This window comes from Brevibacillus sp. HB1.4B (genome assembly GCF_013284285.1).
Lineage (GTDB): Bacteria > Bacillota > Bacilli > Brevibacillales > Brevibacillaceae > Brevibacillus > Brevibacillus porteri.
Genome location: NZ_JABSUT010000016.1, coordinates 18,812 through 39,873 on the forward strand (window position 1 = coordinate 18,812; position 21,062 = coordinate 39,873).

Annotated in this window: 16 protein-coding genes; 13 read left to right on the forward strand and 3 right to left on the reverse strand. The window is 45.4% G+C overall.

The features are described 5' to 3' along the window. Positions 1–14 precede the first annotated feature (14 nt). The 5 genes from HP398_RS28070 to HP398_RS28090 all read left to right on the forward strand — a co-directional run bounded on the left by HP398_RS28070 (position 15) and on the right by HP398_RS28090 (position 7,021). Complete coding sequence (locus HP398_RS28070) at positions 15–3,221, forward strand: ATP-binding protein (RefSeq protein WP_173624255.1); 3,207 nt, start codon at positions 15–17, stop codon at positions 3,219–3,221. A 129-nt stretch (positions 3,222–3,350) separates the two neighbouring features. Continuing rightward, positions 3,351–3,920, forward strand: coding sequence for a TetR/AcrR family transcriptional regulator (locus tag HP398_RS28075; protein ID WP_026042999.1), 570 nt, complete (start codon positions 3,351–3,353; stop codon positions 3,918–3,920). Between the two features lie 44 nt (positions 3,921–3,964). Beyond that, entirely contained in the window at positions 3,965–5,155 is a 1,191-nt protein-coding gene (locus tag HP398_RS28080; protein WP_173624256.1) for an HlyD family secretion protein, read from the forward strand. Further along, a complete protein-coding gene (locus HP398_RS28085) occupies positions 5,145–6,323 on the forward strand; it encodes an ABC transporter permease (RefSeq protein WP_173624257.1) in 1,179 nt (392 codons plus the stop codon). Before HP398_RS28080 ends, HP398_RS28085 begins: the two co-directional genes overlap by 11 nt. 185 nt (positions 6,324–6,508) lie before the next feature. After that, positions 6,509–7,021 (forward strand): DUF3907 family protein, encoded by a 513-nt coding sequence (locus tag HP398_RS28090; protein ID WP_173624258.1) that lies wholly within the window; start codon positions 6,509–6,511, stop codon positions 7,019–7,021. 30 nt (positions 7,022–7,051) lie between these two features. Here the strand turns inward: HP398_RS28090 and HP398_RS28095 are convergent, their stop codons facing one another. Both HP398_RS28095 and HP398_RS28100 read right to left on the reverse strand, forming a co-directional pair. After that, on the reverse strand, positions 7,052–7,231 hold the full coding sequence (locus tag HP398_RS28095) for an anti-repressor SinI family protein (protein ID WP_173624259.1): 180 nt from the start codon (positions 7,229–7,231) through the stop codon (positions 7,052–7,054). A 197-nt stretch (positions 7,232–7,428) separates the two neighbouring features. Then, the gene (locus HP398_RS28100) at positions 7,429–7,758 is read right to left on the reverse strand and encodes a helix-turn-helix domain-containing protein (protein ID WP_017247782.1); all 330 of its coding nucleotides are present in this window, start codon (positions 7,756–7,758) and stop codon (positions 7,429–7,431) included. A gap of 642 nt (positions 7,759–8,400) precedes the next feature. Here HP398_RS28100 and HP398_RS28105 point away from each other — a divergent pair. From HP398_RS28105 to HP398_RS28140, 8 genes are all read left to right on the forward strand, one after another. Further along, complete coding sequence (locus HP398_RS28105; protein ID WP_173624260.1) at positions 8,401–9,219, forward strand: hypothetical protein; 819 nt, start codon at positions 8,401–8,403, stop codon at positions 9,217–9,219. Between the two features lie 22 nt (positions 9,220–9,241). Then, positions 9,242–10,645 carry a glycosyltransferase family 2 protein gene (locus HP398_RS28110; RefSeq protein WP_173624261.1) on the forward strand — a complete coding sequence of 468 codons (1,404 nt, stop codon included), beginning with the start codon at positions 9,242–9,244 and terminating at the stop codon, positions 10,643–10,645. A 26-nt stretch (positions 10,646–10,671) separates the two neighbouring features. After that, a complete protein-coding gene (locus HP398_RS31465; RefSeq protein WP_371736807.1) occupies positions 10,672–11,484 on the forward strand; it encodes a response regulator transcription factor in 813 nt (270 codons plus the stop codon). Positions 11,485–11,510: 26 nt separating this feature from the next. Next, complete coding sequence (locus HP398_RS28120) at positions 11,511–12,872, forward strand: nucleotide sugar dehydrogenase (protein WP_173624262.1); 1,362 nt, start codon at positions 11,511–11,513, stop codon at positions 12,870–12,872. A gap of 44 nt (positions 12,873–12,916) precedes the next feature. Next, on the forward strand, positions 12,917–14,749 hold the full coding sequence (gene glmS, locus HP398_RS28125) for a glutamine--fructose-6-phosphate transaminase (isomerizing) (protein ID WP_173624263.1): 1,833 nt from the start codon (positions 12,917–12,919) through the stop codon (positions 14,747–14,749). A 110-nt stretch (positions 14,750–14,859) separates the two neighbouring features. After that, a complete protein-coding gene (locus HP398_RS28130) occupies positions 14,860–15,018 on the forward strand; it encodes a YwzD family small protein (RefSeq protein WP_017247788.1) in 159 nt (52 codons plus the stop codon). A 22-nt stretch (positions 15,019–15,040) separates the two neighbouring features. Continuing rightward, a complete protein-coding gene (glmU, locus tag HP398_RS28135) occupies positions 15,041–16,417 on the forward strand; it encodes a bifunctional UDP-N-acetylglucosamine diphosphorylase/glucosamine-1-phosphate N-acetyltransferase GlmU (protein ID WP_173624264.1) in 1,377 nt (458 codons plus the stop codon). A gap of 39 nt (positions 16,418–16,456) precedes the next feature. Continuing rightward, positions 16,457–19,498 carry a hypothetical protein gene (locus HP398_RS28140; RefSeq protein WP_173624265.1) on the forward strand — a complete coding sequence of 1,014 codons (3,042 nt, stop codon included), beginning with the start codon at positions 16,457–16,459 and terminating at the stop codon, positions 19,496–19,498. A gap of 129 nt (positions 19,499–19,627) precedes the next feature. Here HP398_RS28140 and HP398_RS28145 read toward each other — a convergent pair whose 3' ends face one another. Continuing rightward, entirely contained in the window at positions 19,628–21,028 is a 1,401-nt protein-coding gene (locus HP398_RS28145; protein ID WP_173624266.1) for a S8 family peptidase, read from the reverse strand. Positions 21,029–21,062: the final 34 nt, after the last annotated feature.

The window sequence follows — 21,062 nt, forward strand, 5'->3', positions numbered from 1 at the left end:
GGAGTGCACATTTTATGATTCCAATCCACATCCCTATATCCAAAATAACTCCTCCAGGACAGAAGCCATATGTCTTACGGCGACCTGCATTGGCAAAAAAATTACGCCTGTTGAAATATACGCAGCTTTGTCTCATTCATGCAGGGACAGGCTATGGCAAAACGACTTCTCTGGCTACATTTTTGCATGATGAAGCACTGGCTGCATCCTGGTATACGATCCAGGATGGAGACGATGCCCTTCTTGCGTTTGTCATCTGTCTCGTCGAAAGCGTTCGTCAGATTCATTCCGATTTTGGACAGGTATTGCGAGAGCGACTCATACGTATCACTGAGCAAAGTCCGGTGCCCTCCATTGACAGTAAGGTATTGGTCGACTGGTTCGTCGGGGAATGTGTACAACTCCAGGTGGACCACATACTTGTTTTGGACCATTACCAACGAATAGATGATGGTAGTGACGTCGATCGATTTATTCAACGGTTAGCCGAGGCTCTCCCACAAAAAGTCAAGCTGGTCATCTTAACGCGCTCTCGACTGAAGTGGTCTAATCTCGACTTGTTGTCCGCAAGAGGCGAGTGTCTGGAACTTACAACAAATGACCTTTCTTTTACGTTGGAGGAGAGTGAAGCCTTTTATTCAGATCAATACGACATAACGCTGTCCGAAGACGATTGGGGCCGTGTAGAAGAGGTGGCGCAAGGCTGGGTGATGGCGCTGCGCACTTTTGGTGAAATGGTAACGAGGGGGCAGACGGTTTCTGACAGTCTGCGTGAGTTATCGCGATTGCTGCATTTGCTGGAAGTGGAAGTCTGGACACAGCTGGATGCAAGTATGCAATGCTTCTTGATGGAGGCAGCGGTTCTCGAGCAATTCGACCTGGAGGATTGCAAGCAAATACTCGGGGAAGGATACATCGAGCACCTGTATGAAGCACAGCGTTGTAATCTTTTTTTGCATGTCCAGGCAGGATCTCATTATTCCTTTCATCCGCTTTTCCAGCGTCTCCTGTCTAGTAAACTGGCTGCGAATCAAGCGACGTACGTGCATGTCAATCATAAGGCCGCAGGCTGGTACAGACGTAAAGGGGACGAGGCAAAAGCTTTTGGGCGGTTGCGGCTCGTCGAGCAGTGGGAGGTGCTGGGTGAATGGTTGTGCCAAGCATCGGAAAGGTTGCTGCAAGCAGGGAAGCTGGATTTTTTATACGAGTGGATAACACTGTTACCAGAGAACATCAAGTGCGAACAGCATTGGCTGCTGTTTTATCAGGGTGAAGTAGAACGCTATCGCTGTCTGTATGCGAAGGCCTTTTCTTCTTATGAGCAATTTTTGAAACAATGTGAACACAAGCAAGATCAAATCGGATTGTGCCGCGGGCTGGAAGGGCAAGCACGCGTTCATCTGGACAGCGTACAAGGCGTCCGGGCAGAAGAACTGCTTAAGAGAGCGATTCAACTTTTGCCCCCATTTGAACAAGAGAATGAAATGGCACCGAGGCTATACCGTTTGCTGGCAGAAATTTATACGAATCGCGGAGATGCCAAACAGGCGGCAGCTTGGTATGAACGGAGTCAGGAATTAGAGCAGCAGACGGAGGTTGAGCTGGAATCGCGCCTGTTGTTCCGTACTGGCCGATTGCAGTCCTCCATTCAGCTCCTGGAGAGTAAGTGGCAGGTAGAACAGAGGAAGCATCCTCCGCTGACCAGATCGTATCGGGAAACCTCTTTGCTGCTATCTTTTGTGTATGCATTGAATGGCGAATGGGAGCGGGGGTGGGAAGCCGCAGAAACTGCGATCCAACTCGGACGTGCAGCGCATTCACCATTTGTAGAGGCAAATGGCTATGTTCGAAAAGCCCATGCTGCCCTCATCAGTCAAACATTACCTATGGATGAGATTCGCCAGCTTTATGAAAAAGGTTTGCAGATCATGGAGGAGCTCCAGTCGACACGCGGAAAGTCAGAAACGCTTCTGGGACTAACCCTGCTTCACGCAAGAGAAAAGGCACTCGACCAAGCCCTTTTGTATGGCAACAGGGGGATACAAGAGACAGAGGCAATGCGCGACGACTGGTTAGGCAGTCTGGTACGGATGGCGATTGGGATTGCTTATGCGAAATATGGTAAAGAAGAGGAAGCATGGGCTACCTTTATCGACTGTGCCGACCGACTTAGTCACTGCGGGGATAGCTACAGTGTAGTCATTTGCCAATTATGGCTGAGCTTCTTGGCTTATCGCAAAAAACAATGGGATTTGTTTGTACCTGCGGTGACGCAAGCTCTGTCCTTGATGAAGTCCGGTGAATATCAATTCCTTTTGCAGCGACCGACCCTGCTTACCCCACATGATGTACAACAGCTTATGCCGATTTTGATTGAGGCAGAGCGACGGAAGGTATCACCGGATTACGTCTCTCAGCTGTTAAATGATTTGGGCTTGCAAAACGTGACCTTCCACCCCGGCTATACGCTTCGTATTCAGACGCTGGGCGCGTTCCGTGTATGGCTGGGAGAGCGGGAGCTGAGCGAAAAGGCATGGCAGCGTGGGACGGCCAAGCTGTTGTTTCAGCTTTTATTAACGAAGAGACATCATTTGTTAGCCCGGGAAGAAATCATGAACCGACTTTGGCCAGACAGTATCGAGGAAGCGGCAATCCGCGATTTTAAAGTGTCGTTGAATGCGTTGAACAAAGCCCTCGAGCCAGATCGTGCCGCCAGAACAGATACATTCTTCATTCAACGCCATGGCAGCTCTTACGGATTCAATCTGGCATCGGGCTACCATATGGACGTCGAGGAATTCGAGAAGCTCGTTACATTGGGCTTGGCAGAATCAGACCGGCGTCAGGGAGCCATCCTTTTGGAAAAAGGGCTTGCGTATTACTTGGGCGATTACATGCCGGAATGCCGTTATGAGGATTGGTGCGTAGAAGAGCGTGAGAGAGTGCAGGCACTGTTTTTACGCGGAGCAGAGAGGGTAGCCAAAATCATGCTAGAGGATGGGCAATTGGAAAAAACAATCCGCTGGTGTGAAGCGATTCTGCGGGTGGATGATTGCTGGGAGGAGTCGTACCGCTTACTAATGACTGCGTATTATCAGCAAAATAATCGGACACAGGCCATTCGCTGGTACGAGAAATGTGTAGCAAAACTGAGGGAGGGCCTCGGTGTCGCGCCAATGCCTGCAACCATGGAAACATACCTTCAAATTATCGAGAAGTAAAAGATCGCCCACAAAGCGATCTTTTTTTTATACATAGAAGGAATGGCTGCTTGACAAAACTAGGAAGTATTCGTAATATAATCTTTGTACTGACCAGTCAGTTCAAAAAATTGAAAGGGGACAGGAGTGATGGCACCATCTAAAAAAGATCAAATTGCAAATGGAGCTTTAACCGCATTTGCCCAATTGGGATATAGCGAAACGACCATGGATGCAATCGCGGAAATGGCGCAGGTGGCAAAAGGAACACTCTATTATCACTTTTCCACAAAGGAAGAGCTGTTTTTGTACGTGATAGAAAAAGGCGTGAAGATGCTGATTTACCATGTAGATAATGTAATGCAAAATGAAGAGCTTTCCTTGGAGGATCGCATTCTGAATGTGCTGGATGAGCATCTTCGCTTCTTTTCCGAGAATCAAGATTTGTGTTTCCTGTTGCTGAGTGCGTTCTCAGGAGATGGACAGCGCGACAGGATGGTTGGCAATCTGTTAGGTGGCTATTTCAGCACAATGGAGTCACACATGCTGGAATTGCAGCAGCAAGGGTATATCCGGGCAGATATCGATATTCGTACACTCGCTTCCGCATTGTTCGGCATGGTTGGTTTTACCGTGCTTCGCAAGCAATTTCGCAAAGAGCCAGTGAACAGTGCCGCAGATAAACAGACGCTTCGTTACATGCTTTCAGGAATGTTTTAAACCAAATAACGTCTAGAGAAACGTAAAACAAGAGGAGAAGACAGATGAACAAACGTGCATGGATCGGTATAGGTAGCTTTGTAGTCAGTATTGCAGTACTTGGAACCGTATTGTTTGGTTCAAATGTGAGTAGCATGGCTGGTAAGAACACAACGAAATTAGCAGGTGTAATCGAGGGAACAGAGGTAGATCTCTCTTTTAAAATGGGCGGTTCCATCGAACAGCTCTCCCTAAAAGAAGGGGACGAAGTAAAGGCAGGGCAAGTCGTTGCCACGCTAAACAGCGCAGAGATTCTCGCGAAGAAAGAGCAGGCTGAAGCTGCTTACAAGCTCTCTCTCGTCAAGCTTGATCAGGCGAAAAAAGGAGTATCCGTGACAGATAACTCCAGCAATGCTCAAGTCGACCAAGCAAAAGCAGCAGTCAGCTCGGCGCAAGCGCAGCTTGACGCGAACAAAAATGGAGCGCGTTCAGAAGAAATTACGCAGCTCAAAGCGAAATTACAAGCAGCACAAACTTCGAATCAAATTGCCGCGACGAATTTGGAACGAATGAAAAAATTAATGGCGGAGGGTGCCGTTCCACAAGTGAAAGTGGAAGAGGCGCAGATGCAAGCAGACAAGGCGCAAGCGGAGTTTAAAGCAGCAGAAGAACAGTTGAAAATGGCTCAAACTGGTTCGCGCAAAGAGCAGGTCGATGCCGCACAAGCACAACTGGATCAAGCAAAAGCTGCATACAACCAAGCTGTAGCAGGGAGAGGCCAAGTAGGCTTGAAGGAGCTGGATGTTAAATCCGCAGAAGCGAACGTCATGCAGGCAAAAGGTGCGCTGGCTGAAATGGAAGCCTATGTGAACAACACCAAGCTGTCAGCTCCAGTAGACGGTATTGTAAAAGCAGTAGCTGTTCAAAAGGGAGAGCTGGTTTCGCAAGGTTTCACCGTTTTGACGCTCCAAACGAAATCAGACAACTATGTCAAATTTTATGTGAATGAATACATGCTCGCGAATGTGAAAACAGGCGATCAAGTGAAATTGTTTGTCCCAGCTCTGAACAGAGAAGTAGACGCCAAAGTGGTTACTGTAGCTCCTGCTGCTGACTTTGCCGTAAAAAAAGCGACACAAGAACTCGGTGATCGTGACATTCGTTCCTTCCAAGTGAAGTTGTTGGTGTCCGATCCGGAATTGCGTCCAGGCCTGACAGTTGAGTGGCAACTTGAAGGAGCTGGTAATGGTGAATAGTTTCTCTCACCTGTTCTGGAGCGAATGGAAAAATCTTTTTGCAAACAAAACCATTCGTAATATTCTCTTCCTCGTTCCGCTGATTTATTTAACAATGTTCGGTTTTCTGTACAGTGAGAAAAAAGTGATGGAGATCCCTACTGTGATGGTGGATGCCGATCAAACCGAATTGAGTCGTGAGCTCTATCGCGCCTTTGAGGTCGATCATACATTTCGGATCACGTCCGTTGTAGGAACAGAAGAAGAAGCAATGAAATTGGTTGACAAGGGCGAAGCAAATATCGCCCTGATCATTCCTGCTGGATTAGAAAAGGATGTGAAGGCTGGGAGAGAGGCAGAGGTACTGACTGTTATCGACGGCAGCAACATCATGATTTCGAATACGGCAGTTCGAGCGGCGAATACTGCGATTAAATCTGTTTCAGCAGGAACCACGCTGAAGAAGATGGAAGCAATTGGCGGATGGGGAGAAAAAGGGAAAAACATGTTTACGGGTATCGACTATCGATACAGAGTGCTGTATAACCCGACCTTCAGCTATTTGTCCTTCATGGTATTCGGACTCGCAGGTACAGTGCTACAGCAAGTGCTGTTTCTTGGAATCGTATTGTCGGTTGCCCAACAAAAAGAAGAGGGTACCTGGAAGGATACACTCTCTCGCCATAGCTTCTTCGCGATCACGGCGAGCAAATTGTTGCCGTACTTTCTGGCAGGAACCCTCAACATGTTCCTAGCGTTTACACTGATGTTAAAAGGTTTTGATATCCCTTATTACGGAAGCACGTTCGACCTGATGCTACTGGCTACCATGTTTAACTTGGCGGTATTGGCTATTGGTTATGCCATCTCCTTTGTGTCCAGCAGCCAGCTCCAAGCTACTCAGATCGGGATGATGATTGCAGTACCTTCGTTTATGTTATCTGGCTATACTTGGCCACTCATGTCGATGCCGACTGGAATTGTCGCGATTGCAAAATCTTTGCCGCTGACGTATTTCTTGAATGGTGTCAGAGAGATTTTGACGAAGGGACATGGTCTGTCAGCTGTCATGAATGACTTTGTCGTTCTCGGCTTCATGACTCTCATCGGGTTGTTCGCTGCCTATCTCATTTATTTGTTGCAGATAAGGAAAATGAAGGGAAAAGTTAGTGAGCAAACGGCGGTTTAAATGGCAATTGAATAGGAAAACTTGGCTACGCTAAACCTTTGGCGTAGCCTTATTTGCGCTTATACGATGCTATCTATCATCTTGTGAAGCGGTCTGGTTGTATAAAAATAACCCTTGTGTAATAAATAATCTTTCCTTTATACTTATTATAAAAAAGGCAGATTCTTCAACATTAGGGGGACTTTATGTCAGCGACTCATCTAAAGCAATTGTGCGAGGAGACGTACACCAAGTTGAAAAAGGTCAGCATGGAAGTGGAACGTTTTTTGAATCAGGTTACTCTAGCTGGTCTCGTATCCACGTCAGGTGATCCTGAAGAATTTGAAACATATTACCGTAACTATCTTTCCGACTTGCGCCACCTTTTGGTTTACTGCGAAAATGCATACGAAAGGCTGGGAGTATCCCTCCGGCGCGCACGATTTCATGAGGAGTTTGCCGAGGAAGTATTGTATCAGGTCTACCATACCTGTATAAATAACTTCTATTATCCCAAAGGTGAGGTTTACGAAGAAGATGGGCGATTGGCCTATACGGGTCAGGACTGTATCGTTTTCCGCAAGCAGGTCACCCCTGAATTGCAGCAGTTGACCTTGTCCCTGTCCAGAGTGTTCGAACAGATGCGTAATGATTTGCAATATTACGAGTCAGACTATATCGCGAAAAAGCAGATGCAAAATGAGAAAGCACAGGTCTAATAAACCTGTGCTTTTTCCATGATTTTCGAATTAGTAAGGAACCCTGTAGGAAGTCCTATTATAATCATTTTTCTCCTCCTCTAAAGAAAGAGGAGCGTTCACGAGAAAAAAACGAATTTCCTCAATAGATATCCCCATTTTGCGTGCAGTAAATATAAGATCAATCCATTCTTTATCCAGGGGATCTTTAGGAGATGAAGTGGTTTTCATGTTCGTTCCTCTTTACCCTCCTTTTGTAAAAAACAAATAAAATACCCAAAAAATGGTTGAAAAAAATAGAAGGTAAAAAGCTTATATGAGAAATAATACTTAATTCAGTTTCAGATGTAAATCTTGTATTTGTGACTTTTGTTTTAAATTATTGCAAAAAATAATGAGCCAGCACTATACCAGTGCTGGCACCAATTTTATTTATCTCGATTGATTCGCCATTTATTGTACTCTAAAAACTCTCGAAACTGTTCTTTACTTACCCCGGATTTCATAGCCTCTTCGATCAGCTCATACCATTCTTCATCAACATTCTCAATGGAAGGAATTTCTTTATCCTGAAGCAATGTGTCTACCGTCACATTTAATACTAGTGCAATTTTCTCAAGAAATTGAATCGAAGGATTACGCTGAATGCCGCGCTCGATTGAGCTTAGATAAGACTTGGCGACACCAGCGCGCTCAGCTAAATCAGAAAGAGAAAGGCTTTTGTCTATTCTAAGCTGCTGGATACGCGAGCCGATCATGTCATAGCCACCCCTTTAAATCTCTTCGTTTATTATAACGGCAAAATAACTGGAACACAACTTTTTATGGGACTAGTCCTGTGTCGTTTGGCTCATTTATACAGTATAAGTTTACTGGAAATGCCAAAAAATTACTTTCCTACTAGATGATACGATGGGTCGGTATGGCTTAGTATCTATATCTTTGATTGTTCTTTATAAGAAACGCAATGTTCGTTATTAATGTCGAGAAAATGCGAGATATTCAGACGATATTCTACAATAAAGTCGATTTTCGGCTATTTTTGGCCTATTTTTAGAGGAAATTGATATTTTACATTCCGTTGTCCGTGCAGGATACTAATCCCAAGTTGTTCTTTATACAGAACGAAAAGTAAAATTTGTTCTTTATAAAGAAAATGAGAAGGGCGAAAGAAACAAGCCGGAACTACGTTTGCACCTGCCAATTTTAAAAGCAACATGGATAGGAATGCACAGAAAAACTTACAAAAAATTGGAGAGGAGAGATCCATTCTGCAAGCTAATTTGTCTGAAGCAGTTGCGGTAATCTGTCTGTTATTTGTAATAATTATACTATTTTTTCTGGCAATCTTGGTGATTAAATCAAGGAACTTGTGGTTGGAAAGGAAAACAAACGTTTACGTGGGACAGTTTCAAGACTACTTCACCTATATCCAGTCGCACATGGACTCGCCGGAGAGACTGAACCCGCCTTACTGGCAATTAAATCGCTTGGAATTGCGCGTTCTGCAACAAAAACTCATTGAATGGATCGAATCACTTACAGGGAGCCACCAAAAGAAAATCATCGCACTTTGTGAGGATACAGGGCTCGTCAATCAAAATATCCAAAGGCTGTACAGTCGCTTCCATTGGATAAGAATTGACGCTGCCTATCATGTAGGAGCCATGCGATCTGGAGAAGCGGTACCAAGATTACTGCAATTGCTGCATACAAAAAAACTCGATCCCACCCATTTTATCATCGCGAGATCTATCTCGAAGTGTGCGAGAAATCTGGACGATGTAAGGAACATGTTATTGCTCCTCGTAAAGCATCGAAAAAGCAATTGCCATCTTGTCGTTGACATCATGAAAGAGACAGAGCTGGATTGTACTCCTTTATTTCTTGATTGTTTGCGAAGTACGGACAAGGATTTGATCAAAATTGCTTTGCTTGGATGGACTGCTCCTTTAACTGCGGAGATTGCAGATTTGGTATATCGACAAATCGATTCGAGAGATAGGGAAGTACGGATCCAGGCAGTAAAGCTGCTATTCAAATATGATCCTGTATTGGCAGCCGAAGTGATTGAGTCCTTGATGAAGGCTAACGATACGGAAGTTTGTCAGGATGCTGAAATTGTTGAGATGTATACCGTGAACCAGGTGCGGTACAAAAAGCGGATGAATGAGGAAGAACAGTTGAACAAGAAAAATCGTTACGTTCATGCAGTGTAACTATAGCTGAAAGGAGACAAACATGAGGGACTTTTTGCAAGCATACGGGATCTTTGCTATTTATTACGTGATCGTTATTGAGACGCTCTATTTAACGATTCTATCCTTGTCCGTCAAAAATATATTTTCCATCATAAAAAGCTCTATGTATTCTCGCTTTCAGTCACTCTCTGGATCAGAGTATGCTCCGCAGATTTCGATTCTTGTTCCTGCTTATAACGAGGAATTGACTATTATCGAAAACGTTCGTTCCCTTCTTGCTCTGGATTATCCCAAGTACGAGGTCGTTGTTATTAATGACGGTTCAAACGACGAAACGTTGCAAGTTATGCTAAATGAATTCCAGTTGACGCGTACGGAGCATGCGAAGGGTTCCGGAGTATTGGAAACATCTAAGGTACGAGGCGTTTATTACAATCCGCAGTATCCCAATTTATATATGATTGATAAGGAAAACGGAGGAAAAGCAGATTCGCTAAACGCCGGAATTAATCTTTCCCATTATCCTTTGATTGCTTCCATCGATGCTGATTCGTTATTGGAAAAGGACGCATTGATCCGTATCGCCAAGGTATACATGGAAAACCCAGAAGAAATAGTCGCGATTGGTGGCATCGTCCGAATTGCAAACGGCTGTGAAATTGAAGATGGAATGGTAAAAAAAGTGAACCTTCCCAACAAAATTTTGCCCATGTTTCAATGTGTCGAATACTTAAAGGCATTCCTCGGGGGAAGGATCGGTTGGAGTTCGATCAACGGACTGATTATTGTGTCGGGTGCTTTTGGCGTATTTCGAAAAGATTTTGTTGTCCAAGCCGGTGGTTATCGAGGGGGATATCCCGGTGAGGACATGAACATTATCATCAAGCTTCATAAATATATGCTCGAAAAAAAACTTCCGTATCGTGTGGCTTTTTGTCCGGATGCCGTATGCTGGACGCAGGCTCCTGATACGCTGAAAATACTGGGTAGCCAGCGAAGGAGATGGGGACGTGGTAACCTAAAAAACATGCTGGAGTATGGCATTCATATAGTCGGCCGACCCAAGTATAAAGTAGTGGGATTGATTACCTTTCCCTATAACATTATCTTCGAAACTTTGAATCCTTATTTCAGGTTTACCGGTTTTTTAGCTCTGCTGGGATATACAGTCATGGACATGACCCAGTGGAGGCTCCTAGCTATCTATGCGTTGCTGAATCTCTTGTTTGGTGTGTTGCTCGGGATCGGTTCCCTTTTTATTGAAGAGCTGGCCTTCAAACGTTACACAAGAGTTCGCGATAATTTCAAAATGTTGGCATTTCTCTTCTTCATGTTTTTGGGGTATCAGCAGTTAGGAGTCATTTGGAGATTTTTGGGACATATCGAATTTATGCGTAACAACAACACATGGGGGACCATGACGAGAACAAGCTGGAAAACATAGAGAAAAGGGCATAGGAGGGAGATAGTGTGAGTCAGATTGCAAAAGCGTATTCGTTTCCTTTATTTCAAGCCTTTGAACATGTGCTTACCTTCTATGAATCGAGTCAGTTGCCGTGCGGGATTATTCTGGCTGTAACGAATGGAAGCAATGAAGAAAAGGTCCAAAATTTGAAAAAGTCTTTGGCAAAAGAAGAGGGACTTAGCGATATCCATTGTTTTTACGACAAGCAAAGCAGCACGCTGGGAATCCTGTTAGGCGATCAAATGCTTGGTAATACTCACTTTCATTCTCTTTTCATCAAGGAACATTTACAGGCCCGACATATGTTGGCAGGTCCTGTATTCATCGCAAGCTTTCCTGAACAGGGGGAATCAGCAGCACAAATCCTAAGTGGTATGGTACAGGAGATTACTGCTGGTAAGGGAATCGCTGGTGACATTCACATATATGGCGGTAAAAGATCATCTGAAACAAAGAAAAGTCTTTTGCTTGTTTCGCAAGATGAGACCGTGAATGAGTTTTTGCGCATCTATTTACAAAGAAAAGGTTACTGCATTTATTTGGCTGAAAACGGAAGAGAAGCACTGGAGCAATACCAGCGATTTTTACCAGACGCTGTCATCACCGATTTGAATTTGGCCATTGAGGACGGTTACCAGCTCATCAGCAAAATCAAGAAGAGCAATGCGGTTCCGCATAGTACGAAAATCGTGGTGTTAACCCACAAACGGTTGGAAGACGACAAGAAAAGATCATTCGAGCTAGGAGTCTCAGATTATATAGGAAAGCCATTTTCACCCGTAGACTTGGAAGCACGAGTGAGAGGTCTATTGTCTTAAACACAGAGAAAAGGGAGGAACAAAAAATGAGCTACTTCACAAAGTTGAAGCAAAAAATGGAATCAAAAACCGTAAAAGTGGGGGTAATCGGGCTAGGATATGTTGGTCTGCCCTTGGCTATGGAAATGGCAAAAAGCGGTTTCTCTGTTTATGGCATCGATTTGGACCAACGAAAGGTGGAAACTTTGCTCGAAGGCAAGTCGTATATTCAGGACGTTCCGGACGAATTGGTCCAATCAAGCCTTTCTGCTCAACGCTTCTTCCCGACCACTGATTACCGGGTGCTCAAGGAGCTGAATGCGGTCAGCATATGTGTTCCGACACCACTCAGTGAAAATCAAGACCCGGATACGTCCTTTATTAAGGGAGTCGTCCGAGAAATAATCAAATACAAAAAGAAAAACCTTTTGATCACCCTAGAAAGTACAACGTACCCAGGAACGACAGAAGAATTGATTCAATGGGAGTTCGAAAAGCTGGGCCTAACAGTCGGAAAGGATTTCTTCCTTTGCTTCTCTCCTGAGCGAGTAGATCCAGGTAATCATTCATTCAATACACATAATACGCCAAAAGTAATCGGGGGAACCACACCGAAGTGCTTAGAGCTGGGTGCCCTGCTGTATGGAAACCTAGTTACAAATGTAGTAACGGTTTCTTCACCAAAGGTAGCTGAAATGTCGAAATTATTGGAAAATACATTCCGGAGTGTAAATATTGCCTTTATCAATGAAATGGCTTTAATGTGCGACAAAATGGGGATCAATGTGTGGGAGGTTATTAAAGCGGCTTCTACCAAACCGTTTGGCTATATGCCGTTTTATCCAGGCCCTGGAATTGGCGGACATTGCATTCCTCTTGATCCGATGTATCTCTCCTGGAAAGCAAAAGGATTCCGCTTTCATAGTAAATTCATCGAACTGGCGCAATCGATTAACGACAATATGCCGGACTATGTCATCAACAAGACTGCACAAGTACTGAATCTCTATGCAAAATCGATTAAAAACTCACGAATTCTTATTTTGGGGATGGCTTACAAACCTGATATCGATGATCTTCGTGAATCTCCGGGCTTGCATATATACGAGTTGTTCCAGGAAAACGGGGCACATGTAGATTACTACGATCCGTATGCACTAAGCTTTGTGGACAAACGTGGGAATACGGTCCGTTCCATTTCATATGACGTGGATCAAATGAAAAATTACGACTGCATGGTGCTCGTGACGAATCATAAGAGCTTTGACTATCAGAAGTTTGCTGACTTGGGAGTAGCCATCATTGATACACGAAATGCTTTTGACAGCATAACGGGTCAACACATTTACAAGCTGGGGAATCCGGCAAAGATGCACGTCGAGGAAGAACGATTCGTACTTCTGGCTTAACTTGAGAAACTGGCTGAAGATTACGTAACAGGGGAGGCAATCGTATGTGCGGAATTGTTGGATACATTGGTGAGGGGCAAGCCCAAAAAATCCTGACAAATGGTTTGCAGAAGTTGGAGTACCGCGGCTATGACTCGGCTGGTGTCGCGATATTTACCGGAGAAAAAATGAAGATTTGCAAATCGAAAGGACGACTGGCCGTTTTGGAAGAGCGGCTCGACCATTCTCCGATTCAAGGTTCTTTGGGAATTGGACATACGCGATGGGCCACACACGGTCGCCCATCAGACGAAAACTCACATCCGCATGCGGATGAATCGGGAAAGTTTTCTGTTGTCCACAACGGTATTATCGAAAACTATCTGGAAATCAAACAAGATCTTTTGGATCATGGGGTCACGTTTACATCGGAGACCGATACAGAAGTCATTGCTCATCTCATTGCTGTATTATACGAAGGCGATCTCATCGCTGCGGTTCAAAATGCAGTACTTCGGATGCGAGGGGCATATGCTCTCGGCGTTGTTTGCGAGTACGAGCCAGATAAAATAGTGGCAGTCCGATTGGCAAGTCCATTAATTATCGGGGTGGGCAAAGGAGAAAACTTCATTGGCTCTGATATCTCAGCCGTTCTTGAGCACACGCGTGATATTGTTATTTTGGAAGATGGGGAAATGGCAGTTCTTAAAAAAGACAGCGTTTCTCTCTTGAAAGTGGAAACAAGCGAACCGCTTCAACGTGATTTATTCCGTGTAGATTGGAATGTGGAACAGACGGAGAAGGATGGTTTTGAGCACTTCATGTTAAAAGAAATTTACGAACAGCCAAATGCATTCCGAAATACCCTGGTCAACCGGATTGACGAGGACGGAAAGCGTATTGTTTTGAAAGATTTGCAATTGCAGCCAGAACAAATCAAAGGCTTTGAGAAAATATTCATCGTAGCGTGCGGTACCGCCTATCATGCAGGGCTGATTGGCAAGCATGTGATTGAAGAATTGGCAAGGATACCGGTTGAGGTCGATGTCGCTTCAGAATTCAGATATCGCCGCCCTATATTATCTGAAAAAACGCTGGTCATCGTCGTGAGTCAGTCGGGTGAAACGGCTGATACACTCGCAGCCTTGCGGGAAGGTCAGCGACTAGGAGCAAAGGTTTTGGCTATCACCAATGTTCAGGGCAGCTCTATTGCCCGTGAAGCTGATCATGTGCTTGCTACCTTTGCAGGACCGGAAATTGCTGTCGCTTCAACGAAGGCGTACACCTCACAGGTAATCGTTTTCTATCTGCTCGGATTGTACCTGGCTCAAGTGAAGGGGACTCTTGCGGAAAACGAGAGAGAATTCATGATTGCCCATCTGAGACAGTTGCCGGAACAGGCTGAAAAGGCACTCCTGCATGCGGATGAGATTCGTGTTTATGCCGAATCCATAAGAAATCACACCAGCCTGTTCTTTATTGGTCGAGGCATTGATTATGCTGTGGCACTAGAAGGGTCCCTAAAGCTGAAGGAAATTTCCTACCTTCACTCAGAGGCATACGCTGCGGGGGAATTGAAGCATGGTACGCTGGCTTTGATTGAAGAAGGTACTCCTGTCATTGCCTTGGTGACACAAAAAGAGCTGGAAGAAAAAATGGTTAGCAATATCACAGAAGTCAAAGCACGAGGTGGGCATGTGTTAGCGATCACGCTGGAAGGGAATGTCGAGCTGCACAGAAATGTAGATGACGTATGCTTTGTGCCTGCTACCTTGCCAGTGTTTACCCCCATTTTGTCCGTTATTCCGCTGCAATTGATCTCGTATTACACTTCACTGGCATTAGGCAATGATGTTGACAAACCACGGAATCTTGCCAAAAGTGTAACCGTTGAATAAGCAAAAATGATTTGGAAGAATCCCGGAACCGTCTGCTTATAGAGGTCGGGATTCTTTCCACATTTCGACTTGTTGGATTTACATTCATTCCGTAAGGGGCTGAAGTGTCCATGATGGATTCCACTGACCAAATTCTTGATCAAAAAACATTGATAGAGATCATGATTCAAGTTTACGAGAAAGGTCAACAGACAACAACAATGGGAACGCGAGAGATTGTTCAGGATCTTGTTAACAGAGTAAAGCCGTACTTCAATGAAGGCAAATAAGAGGATAGGATGGGAGGATCATATGAGTAGTCGTTATGCAATCGTATTGGCAGCGGGAAAAGGAACACGCATGAAATCTACGCGTTGCAAAGTGCTCCATGAGGTTTGTGGAAAATCGATGATTCAGCATATTGTCGACCGATTACATGCTCTTGGAATCCACGAGATTATTTTGGTTGTCGGTCATGGAGCCGAGCAAGTAGAAAAGCAGATCGGTGCTTCGGTGCGCTATGCATACCAGCAAGAGCAATTAGGAACTGCCCACGCAGTGTTGATGGCGGCTGACCTGTTGCATAACAAACAGGGGACAACGATCGTGTTGAGCGGAGATACGCCATTAGTGAGGGAGAAAACGCTGGTGCAACTGCTTGAGCAGCATGAAACCCAACAAGCAGCCGCAACTGTATTAACTGCACGAGTAGACGACCCGGTAGGATATGGACGATTGATCCGCGACGCAAAGGGCTTAGTGAAACGGATTGTGGAGCACAAGGATGCAACGGCAGAAGAACGGCAAGTGTGCGAGATCAATACAGGCATGTATTGTTTCGACAACCAGAAGCTGTTTCAAGCTCTTTCCCGTGTGAAAAATGATAACGCTCAGAAAGAGTATTATTTGCCTGATGTTTTAAGCGTTTTAAAGGAGCAAAACGAACGGATTGTCGCTTACATGACCGATGATGCAGCAGAGGGGGGCGGCGTAAATGACAGAATCCAGTTAGCTGCTGCCGAGAGAGTGCTCCGTATGCGAATCAATGAGCATCATATGCAAAACGGGGTGACGATTATTGATCCAGCCACTACCTATATTGATGTAGATGTGAGTATCGGACCTGATACGGTTCTTCATCCGGGAACGTACCTCCGGGGGAAAACAATAATTGGACCCGCTTGTGTCATCGGACCGAATGCAGACTTAAGTGATTGCGTGGTAGGAGGTAAGGTAGAATTTCGTTACTCGAATGCATGTAATAGCACGATTCGTGACGGTGCAACGGTTGGCCCTTATGCCTATATTCGTCCAGGGTCAGATGTAGGTGAGGAGGCGAAGGTCGGAGATTTTGTGGAACTGAAAAATTCACGTCTCGGGAAAGGTGCAAAGGTTGCTCACCTCTCGTATATTGGTGATTCTGATATTGGTGAACATGTAAACGTAGGGTGCGGTACAATCACTGTCAACTACGATGGCGTCCGCAAGCATAAAACGATCGTTGGCGATCACGCCTTTATTGGTTGCAATGCCAATTTGATAGCTCCAGTTACCATCGGGGAGGGTGCTTATGTAGCCGCAGGCTCTACGATCACAGATGATGTTCCGAACGACGCTTTGGCCATCGCCAGAGAACGCCAAAGCATCAAAGAGCAGTATGCCAAACGGTTGATGGCTACCCGAACATAATCGCAGTCAGTAGGAGGATGTCTTATTTTTACAGACAGCATGGAACCAGAACAGAATCGATCAAGCCAAAAAAAACTACTGCTTGGTTTTTTGATCATCATCATACCAGTGATCGCAATCATCGCTTATTTGTATAGGACTCCGCCGATCATCGCGACCTGGATTTGGAATACGCAGCTTATTGTTACAGAAAGAGAAGAAATCATTGCATTTGCCAAGGAACATGGCGTCAATCTCATTTATTTGCATATTGACCAAGAAAATGTTGCCCATCAAGATTATCGTTCCTTTATTAAGGAAGCAAATGCATCTGGAATTGGCGTGGATGCTCTTGCAGGAGATCCGGTATGGTCTCTCGTTTCCAATCGAAAAAGTATTACCACCTTTTTAAATTGGGTTCAGACCTATAATAAATCAGCAGGAGAAGGTGAAAGATTTAGCGGCCTCCATCTCGATATTGAACCTCACGTACTACCCGAATGGAATGAGAACAAGGAAGTAATCAAAAACGAATGGGTAGCCAATATCGAGTACTTGTCCGCGGAAATCAAAAAGGACCAGGCTTTGGAGCTAAGTGTCGATATCCCGTTTTGGATGTACGAGCTGTCGCTGGCAGATAAATCGGAAACTGTAAGCAAATGGCTGGTCAGCACGCTAGATCATGTAACGTTAATGGCCTATCGCGACAGGGTAAAGGGACCGAACGGGGTATTGGAAATTGTAAATCCGATCATGAACGAGACTAACGATCAAAAAAACAAAGTGGTCGTAGGCCTTAACCTGCTGCAAAGCGCAGAGGGAGAAAACACAACCTTTTATGAGGAAGGGCATGGCGGATTGGAGGAGCAACTGGCCGTTCTCGAAGATAACCTCGAAGAATTTGGAGGCTACGCCGGATACGCCATCCATGATTACGAGAAGTGGAGGGAACTGGTCAAAAAAAGCGAAGCACAAATGGAAGCAAGCAAAGCGTCAAAACCGATGCCTGTATTTGAAGGTGAAGGCAAGAAGCTGGTTGCCAAAGTAGACGGTGGGGATATTGCTCTCTATACCGGGCAAGGCTGGGAACCCGTGTTTTGGGCGGGAATCAATCTGGGTGCAACGACACCAGGGCACTATCCTGGAGAGCTCTCCCCGACCCGCGAAGATTACTTGCGCTGGTTTTCGCAGATGAAGGAAATGAATAACAAAGTCGTCCGCATTTATACGATTCTACCTCCGATTTTTTATGAGGCTTTACACGAGTTCAACCAAAAACAGGAAGAGCCGCTGCTCTTGCTGCAAGGAATCTGGTCGCCGGATGAAGCACTGGCGGGTGAAGATCGAAAAGGACGGGATGCATTTACTCCCGAGATAACCAACGATTTTCGCCAAGAGATAAAAGACGCTGTACAAGTAGTCCATGGAGACGTGACTCTCCCAGAGCGGTACGGTCGTGCAAGCGGTGAATACCGAACAGATGTGTCGGAATACTTGGTAGGATGGATACTCGGTACAGAGTGGCATCCGTATACGGTACAGGTGACGAATGCCTCTCATCTGGACATGCCTCCTTACCAGGGAAAATATATCATGGCAACGGAAAAAGCGTCTCCTTTTGAAAGCTGGCTTGCCTTCATGCTTGATTATTTGGCTGAGGAAGAGATGAAATACGGCTGGCAGCATCCAGTATCGTTCACAAACTGGCTGACGACTGATCCTCTGTCGCATCCCAATGAGCCGCTGCCGCAAGAGGATATGGTCTCGATCGACCCGATGAATCTGAAAGCATCGGCGGAATGGACAGCCGGTTACTTTGCCGCTTATCATGTCTATCCGTATTACCCAGACTTTTTGCGATATGAGGAAAAGTACCAAAAGTACCGAGATTCCAGCGGCAAGATAGACCCGTATGCCGGATACTTGCGTGATCTGCGTGCCCACCATAAAGGAATCCCGTTGTTGGTTGCCGAATATGGCGTACCTAGCTCACGGGGAATGACTCATTATGGGCCTGCTGGACGGAACCAAGGAATGCATACGGAACAAGAGCAAGGCGAGATGAACGCCGATATGCTGCGCAATATTTATGAAGAAGGTTATGATGGCGCACTTTTATTCGCATGGCAGGATGAATGGTTCAAATTTACCTGGAATACGATTGACCTGGAGCTGCCTTGGGAGAGGAGGGCGATGTGGAACAATCCGTTGACGAACGAGGAAAAATTCGGCGTCATCGCGGTGGAACCGGGTAATTACGCCTCTGACCAGATCATCCTAGATGGGAAAACAGCAGATTGGGAAAAAAGACTTCAGCGAGTCAAACGTGCTTATCCGGGATTTGATCTATCTGTTTCACACGATGAAGCGTATTTGTTTCTCATGCTAAAGAAGAGCGAAGGAGATTGGGATTTCTCAAAGGACAGGGTGGACATTGGCTTTGATACGCTAAGTGGTGGGAGTCGAACTGCTGATAAAGCACCAGGTATTACATTTTCCCAAGAAATCGAATTTTTGTTGCGAATGCAAGGGGACAGCAATTCTCGCATTTTTGTCAACAGCGCCTATGATCAGCATAGTTGGCTATATGGGTACATCAAGGGAATGCTGCCTTGGGACGAGCGATATGATCAAGCAGATAGGGGCATATTCTTGCCATGGAAGCTGGCACTCAACAAAGCATTGTATTTACCGGAAACCAAGAAAACAGTACCTTTCGAAGAGCTGGAAGTGGGCATCATGAAGCCAGGGATTTCTGATCCGCAAGATCCGGCGTACAACTCACTGGCAGATTGGTATGCAAAGGGCAATGTTTTGGAAATACGCATTCCTTGGATGCTTTTGGGTTATACTGACCCGAGCAGCAAACAGGTTTGGAAATATCCGTATGAGGCGAATGGAATCGTACCAACCGAAAGTAAAGGTGTTGGAGTGGAAGTATTTGCACATTCCAATCAGAAGCCATTCTCGCGGGAAGCTTCCAAGCCACTCTTGTACCAATGGGACAAATGGGATCTGCCAACGTACCATGAACGAAAAAAGCAAAGCTTTGAGATTCTGCGCAAAGCCTATGAAGCATATGATACGCCAAAGTTTGACTGAGTAACAAAAAAAGGTGGTCAACAGCCACCTTTTTTCTATTCGAACTGCACCGAAAATAAATATAAAAAAAGGCGTACAAACCTTGGATGGGTAAGTACGCTTTTTAGTTTACTGAAGTTATTACTGAACTTATTGCCCACCAAAGCGCAGTCGTTGAAAGAATTTATTAAGCAAGCCGCCGATTGTTTTCGGAGGTTGTTCTGTTTTGACTTGCTCGACCGGCTGGGCTTGGCGAAGGGCCTGGTTCACATTGATCATACCGTACCCGTATAACTGATCGTGCCCAGGAGCACCGAGGTCAGTCGAAGATTGTCTAATGAGATTCATCACATCTTTGGAATTCATATTGGGATGAATGGAACGGATGAGCGAAGCGAGTGCAGCGACATGAGGGCACGCCATCGAAGTACCTGATAGCGAGGCATAGTCGCTAGAAATGTACGTGCTCGGAATATCGACCCCAGGAGCAGATACATCCACATAATCACCAAAGTTGGAAAAATCAGCGCGTTCTTTACGATGATCGACAGCGGCAACGGCGAGAACTTCATCATAGGCAGCAGGAAAGCTAGGCTGATCACTCGCATCGTTTCCGGAAGCCGCGACTAACACGACATTTTTATCAAAGGCATAGCGACAAGCTTCCCGCAGAGCAGCAGAGGAGGTATAGTTGCCTACACTCAAGTTGATGACATCCGCTCCGTTATCAGTCGCCCAATAAATGCCTTGTGCGATGTCCACGGCTGATCCCGAACCGTCTGCGCCAATGGCCTTGATCGGCATGAGCTTGCTTTTCCAGGACATCCCGGCTATACCATCTGCGTTGTTCGTTTTCGCGGCAATGACGCCCGAAACGTGGGTTCCATGACCATTATCATCCTCAGGTTTGTTACTGCCATCCAAAACGTTGTAGCCTTTGACTAGCTTACCAGCAAATTCTGGATGCTTCATATCCACACCTGTATCGACGACTGCAACGATGACATCACTGCTGCCTTCGCTAACGTCCCAACTTTGCTCCATGCCAATCAGAGGAAGGTTCCACTGGTATTCTTTGTAATACGTATCGTTTGGTTTCACGTTCGGGAGTAGGAGGTAATTTGGCTCCGCAAATACGGAGTCAGGATGTTCAGCCAGTTTTTTCATGAGCTGCTTGGTAGTCATGCTCTTTGATTTGATAATGAGAAATTTGTCAAAATCACGTTTGATCTTGGCATCTAAAGAAGAAACGAGCTGATCAATTTTTTCTTGCTTGGGGCGTGGTGAAAAGCGCACGACGACTTCATTTTCTACATAATGACTGCGATCACGCTGGTTATGATGAAGCGTTTGAATATGGCTTTTTTTCTCCAGGTCACGACGAATGTCTTTCACCTGTTCAATGTAGTTAATACGAGGAATTCTCGATTGAACCGATGTCACGCGGGGATGAGGTTCGCGCATTTCTTGTTCTGCATTCTGATTCATCCGATACGGGACAACTACGAGACCGACCAAGGCAACAACGGCAACAAAAGGCCAGACGCGCAAAAAAACTCACTCCCTCCAGTGCTGTTGTCTATAG

Bases quoted from the DNA above. Each gene is read 5' to 3' on its own strand.
- glmU (WP_173624264.1), top strand. From the start codon at position 15,041: ATGAGTAGTCGTTATGCAATCGTATTGGCAGCGGGAAAAGGAACACGC.
- HP398_RS28070 (WP_173624255.1), top strand. From the start codon at position 15: ATGATTCCAATCCACATCCCTATATCCAAAATAACTCCTCCAGGACAG.
- HP398_RS28090 (WP_173624258.1), top strand. From the start codon at position 6,509: ATGTCAGCGACTCATCTAAAGCAATTGTGCGAGGAGACGTACACCAAG.
- HP398_RS28110 (WP_173624261.1), top strand. From the start codon at position 9,242: ATGAGGGACTTTTTGCAAGCATACGGGATCTTTGCTATTTATTACGTG.
- HP398_RS28140 (WP_173624265.1), top strand. From the start codon at position 16,457: ATGGAACCAGAACAGAATCGATCAAGCCAAAAAAAACTACTGCTTGGT.
- HP398_RS28080 (WP_173624256.1), top strand. From the start codon at position 3,965: ATGAACAAACGTGCATGGATCGGTATAGGTAGCTTTGTAGTCAGTATT.
- glmS (WP_173624263.1), top strand. From the start codon at position 12,917: ATGTGCGGAATTGTTGGATACATTGGTGAGGGGCAAGCCCAAAAAATC.
- HP398_RS28120 (WP_173624262.1), top strand. From the start codon at position 11,511: ATGAGCTACTTCACAAAGTTGAAGCAAAAAATGGAATCAAAAACCGTA.
- HP398_RS28095 (WP_173624259.1), bottom strand. From the start codon at position 7,231: ATGAAAACCACTTCATCTCCTAAAGATCCCCTGGATAAAGAATGGATT.
- HP398_RS28085 (WP_173624257.1), top strand. From the start codon at position 5,145: ATGGTGAATAGTTTCTCTCACCTGTTCTGGAGCGAATGGAAAAATCTT.
- HP398_RS28130 (WP_017247788.1), top strand. From the start codon at position 14,860: ATGATGGATTCCACTGACCAAATTCTTGATCAAAAAACATTGATAGAG.
- HP398_RS28100 (WP_017247782.1), bottom strand. From the start codon at position 7,758: ATGATCGGCTCGCGTATCCAGCAGCTTAGAATAGACAAAAGCCTTTCT.
- HP398_RS28075 (WP_026042999.1), top strand. From the start codon at position 3,351: ATGGCACCATCTAAAAAAGATCAAATTGCAAATGGAGCTTTAACCGCA.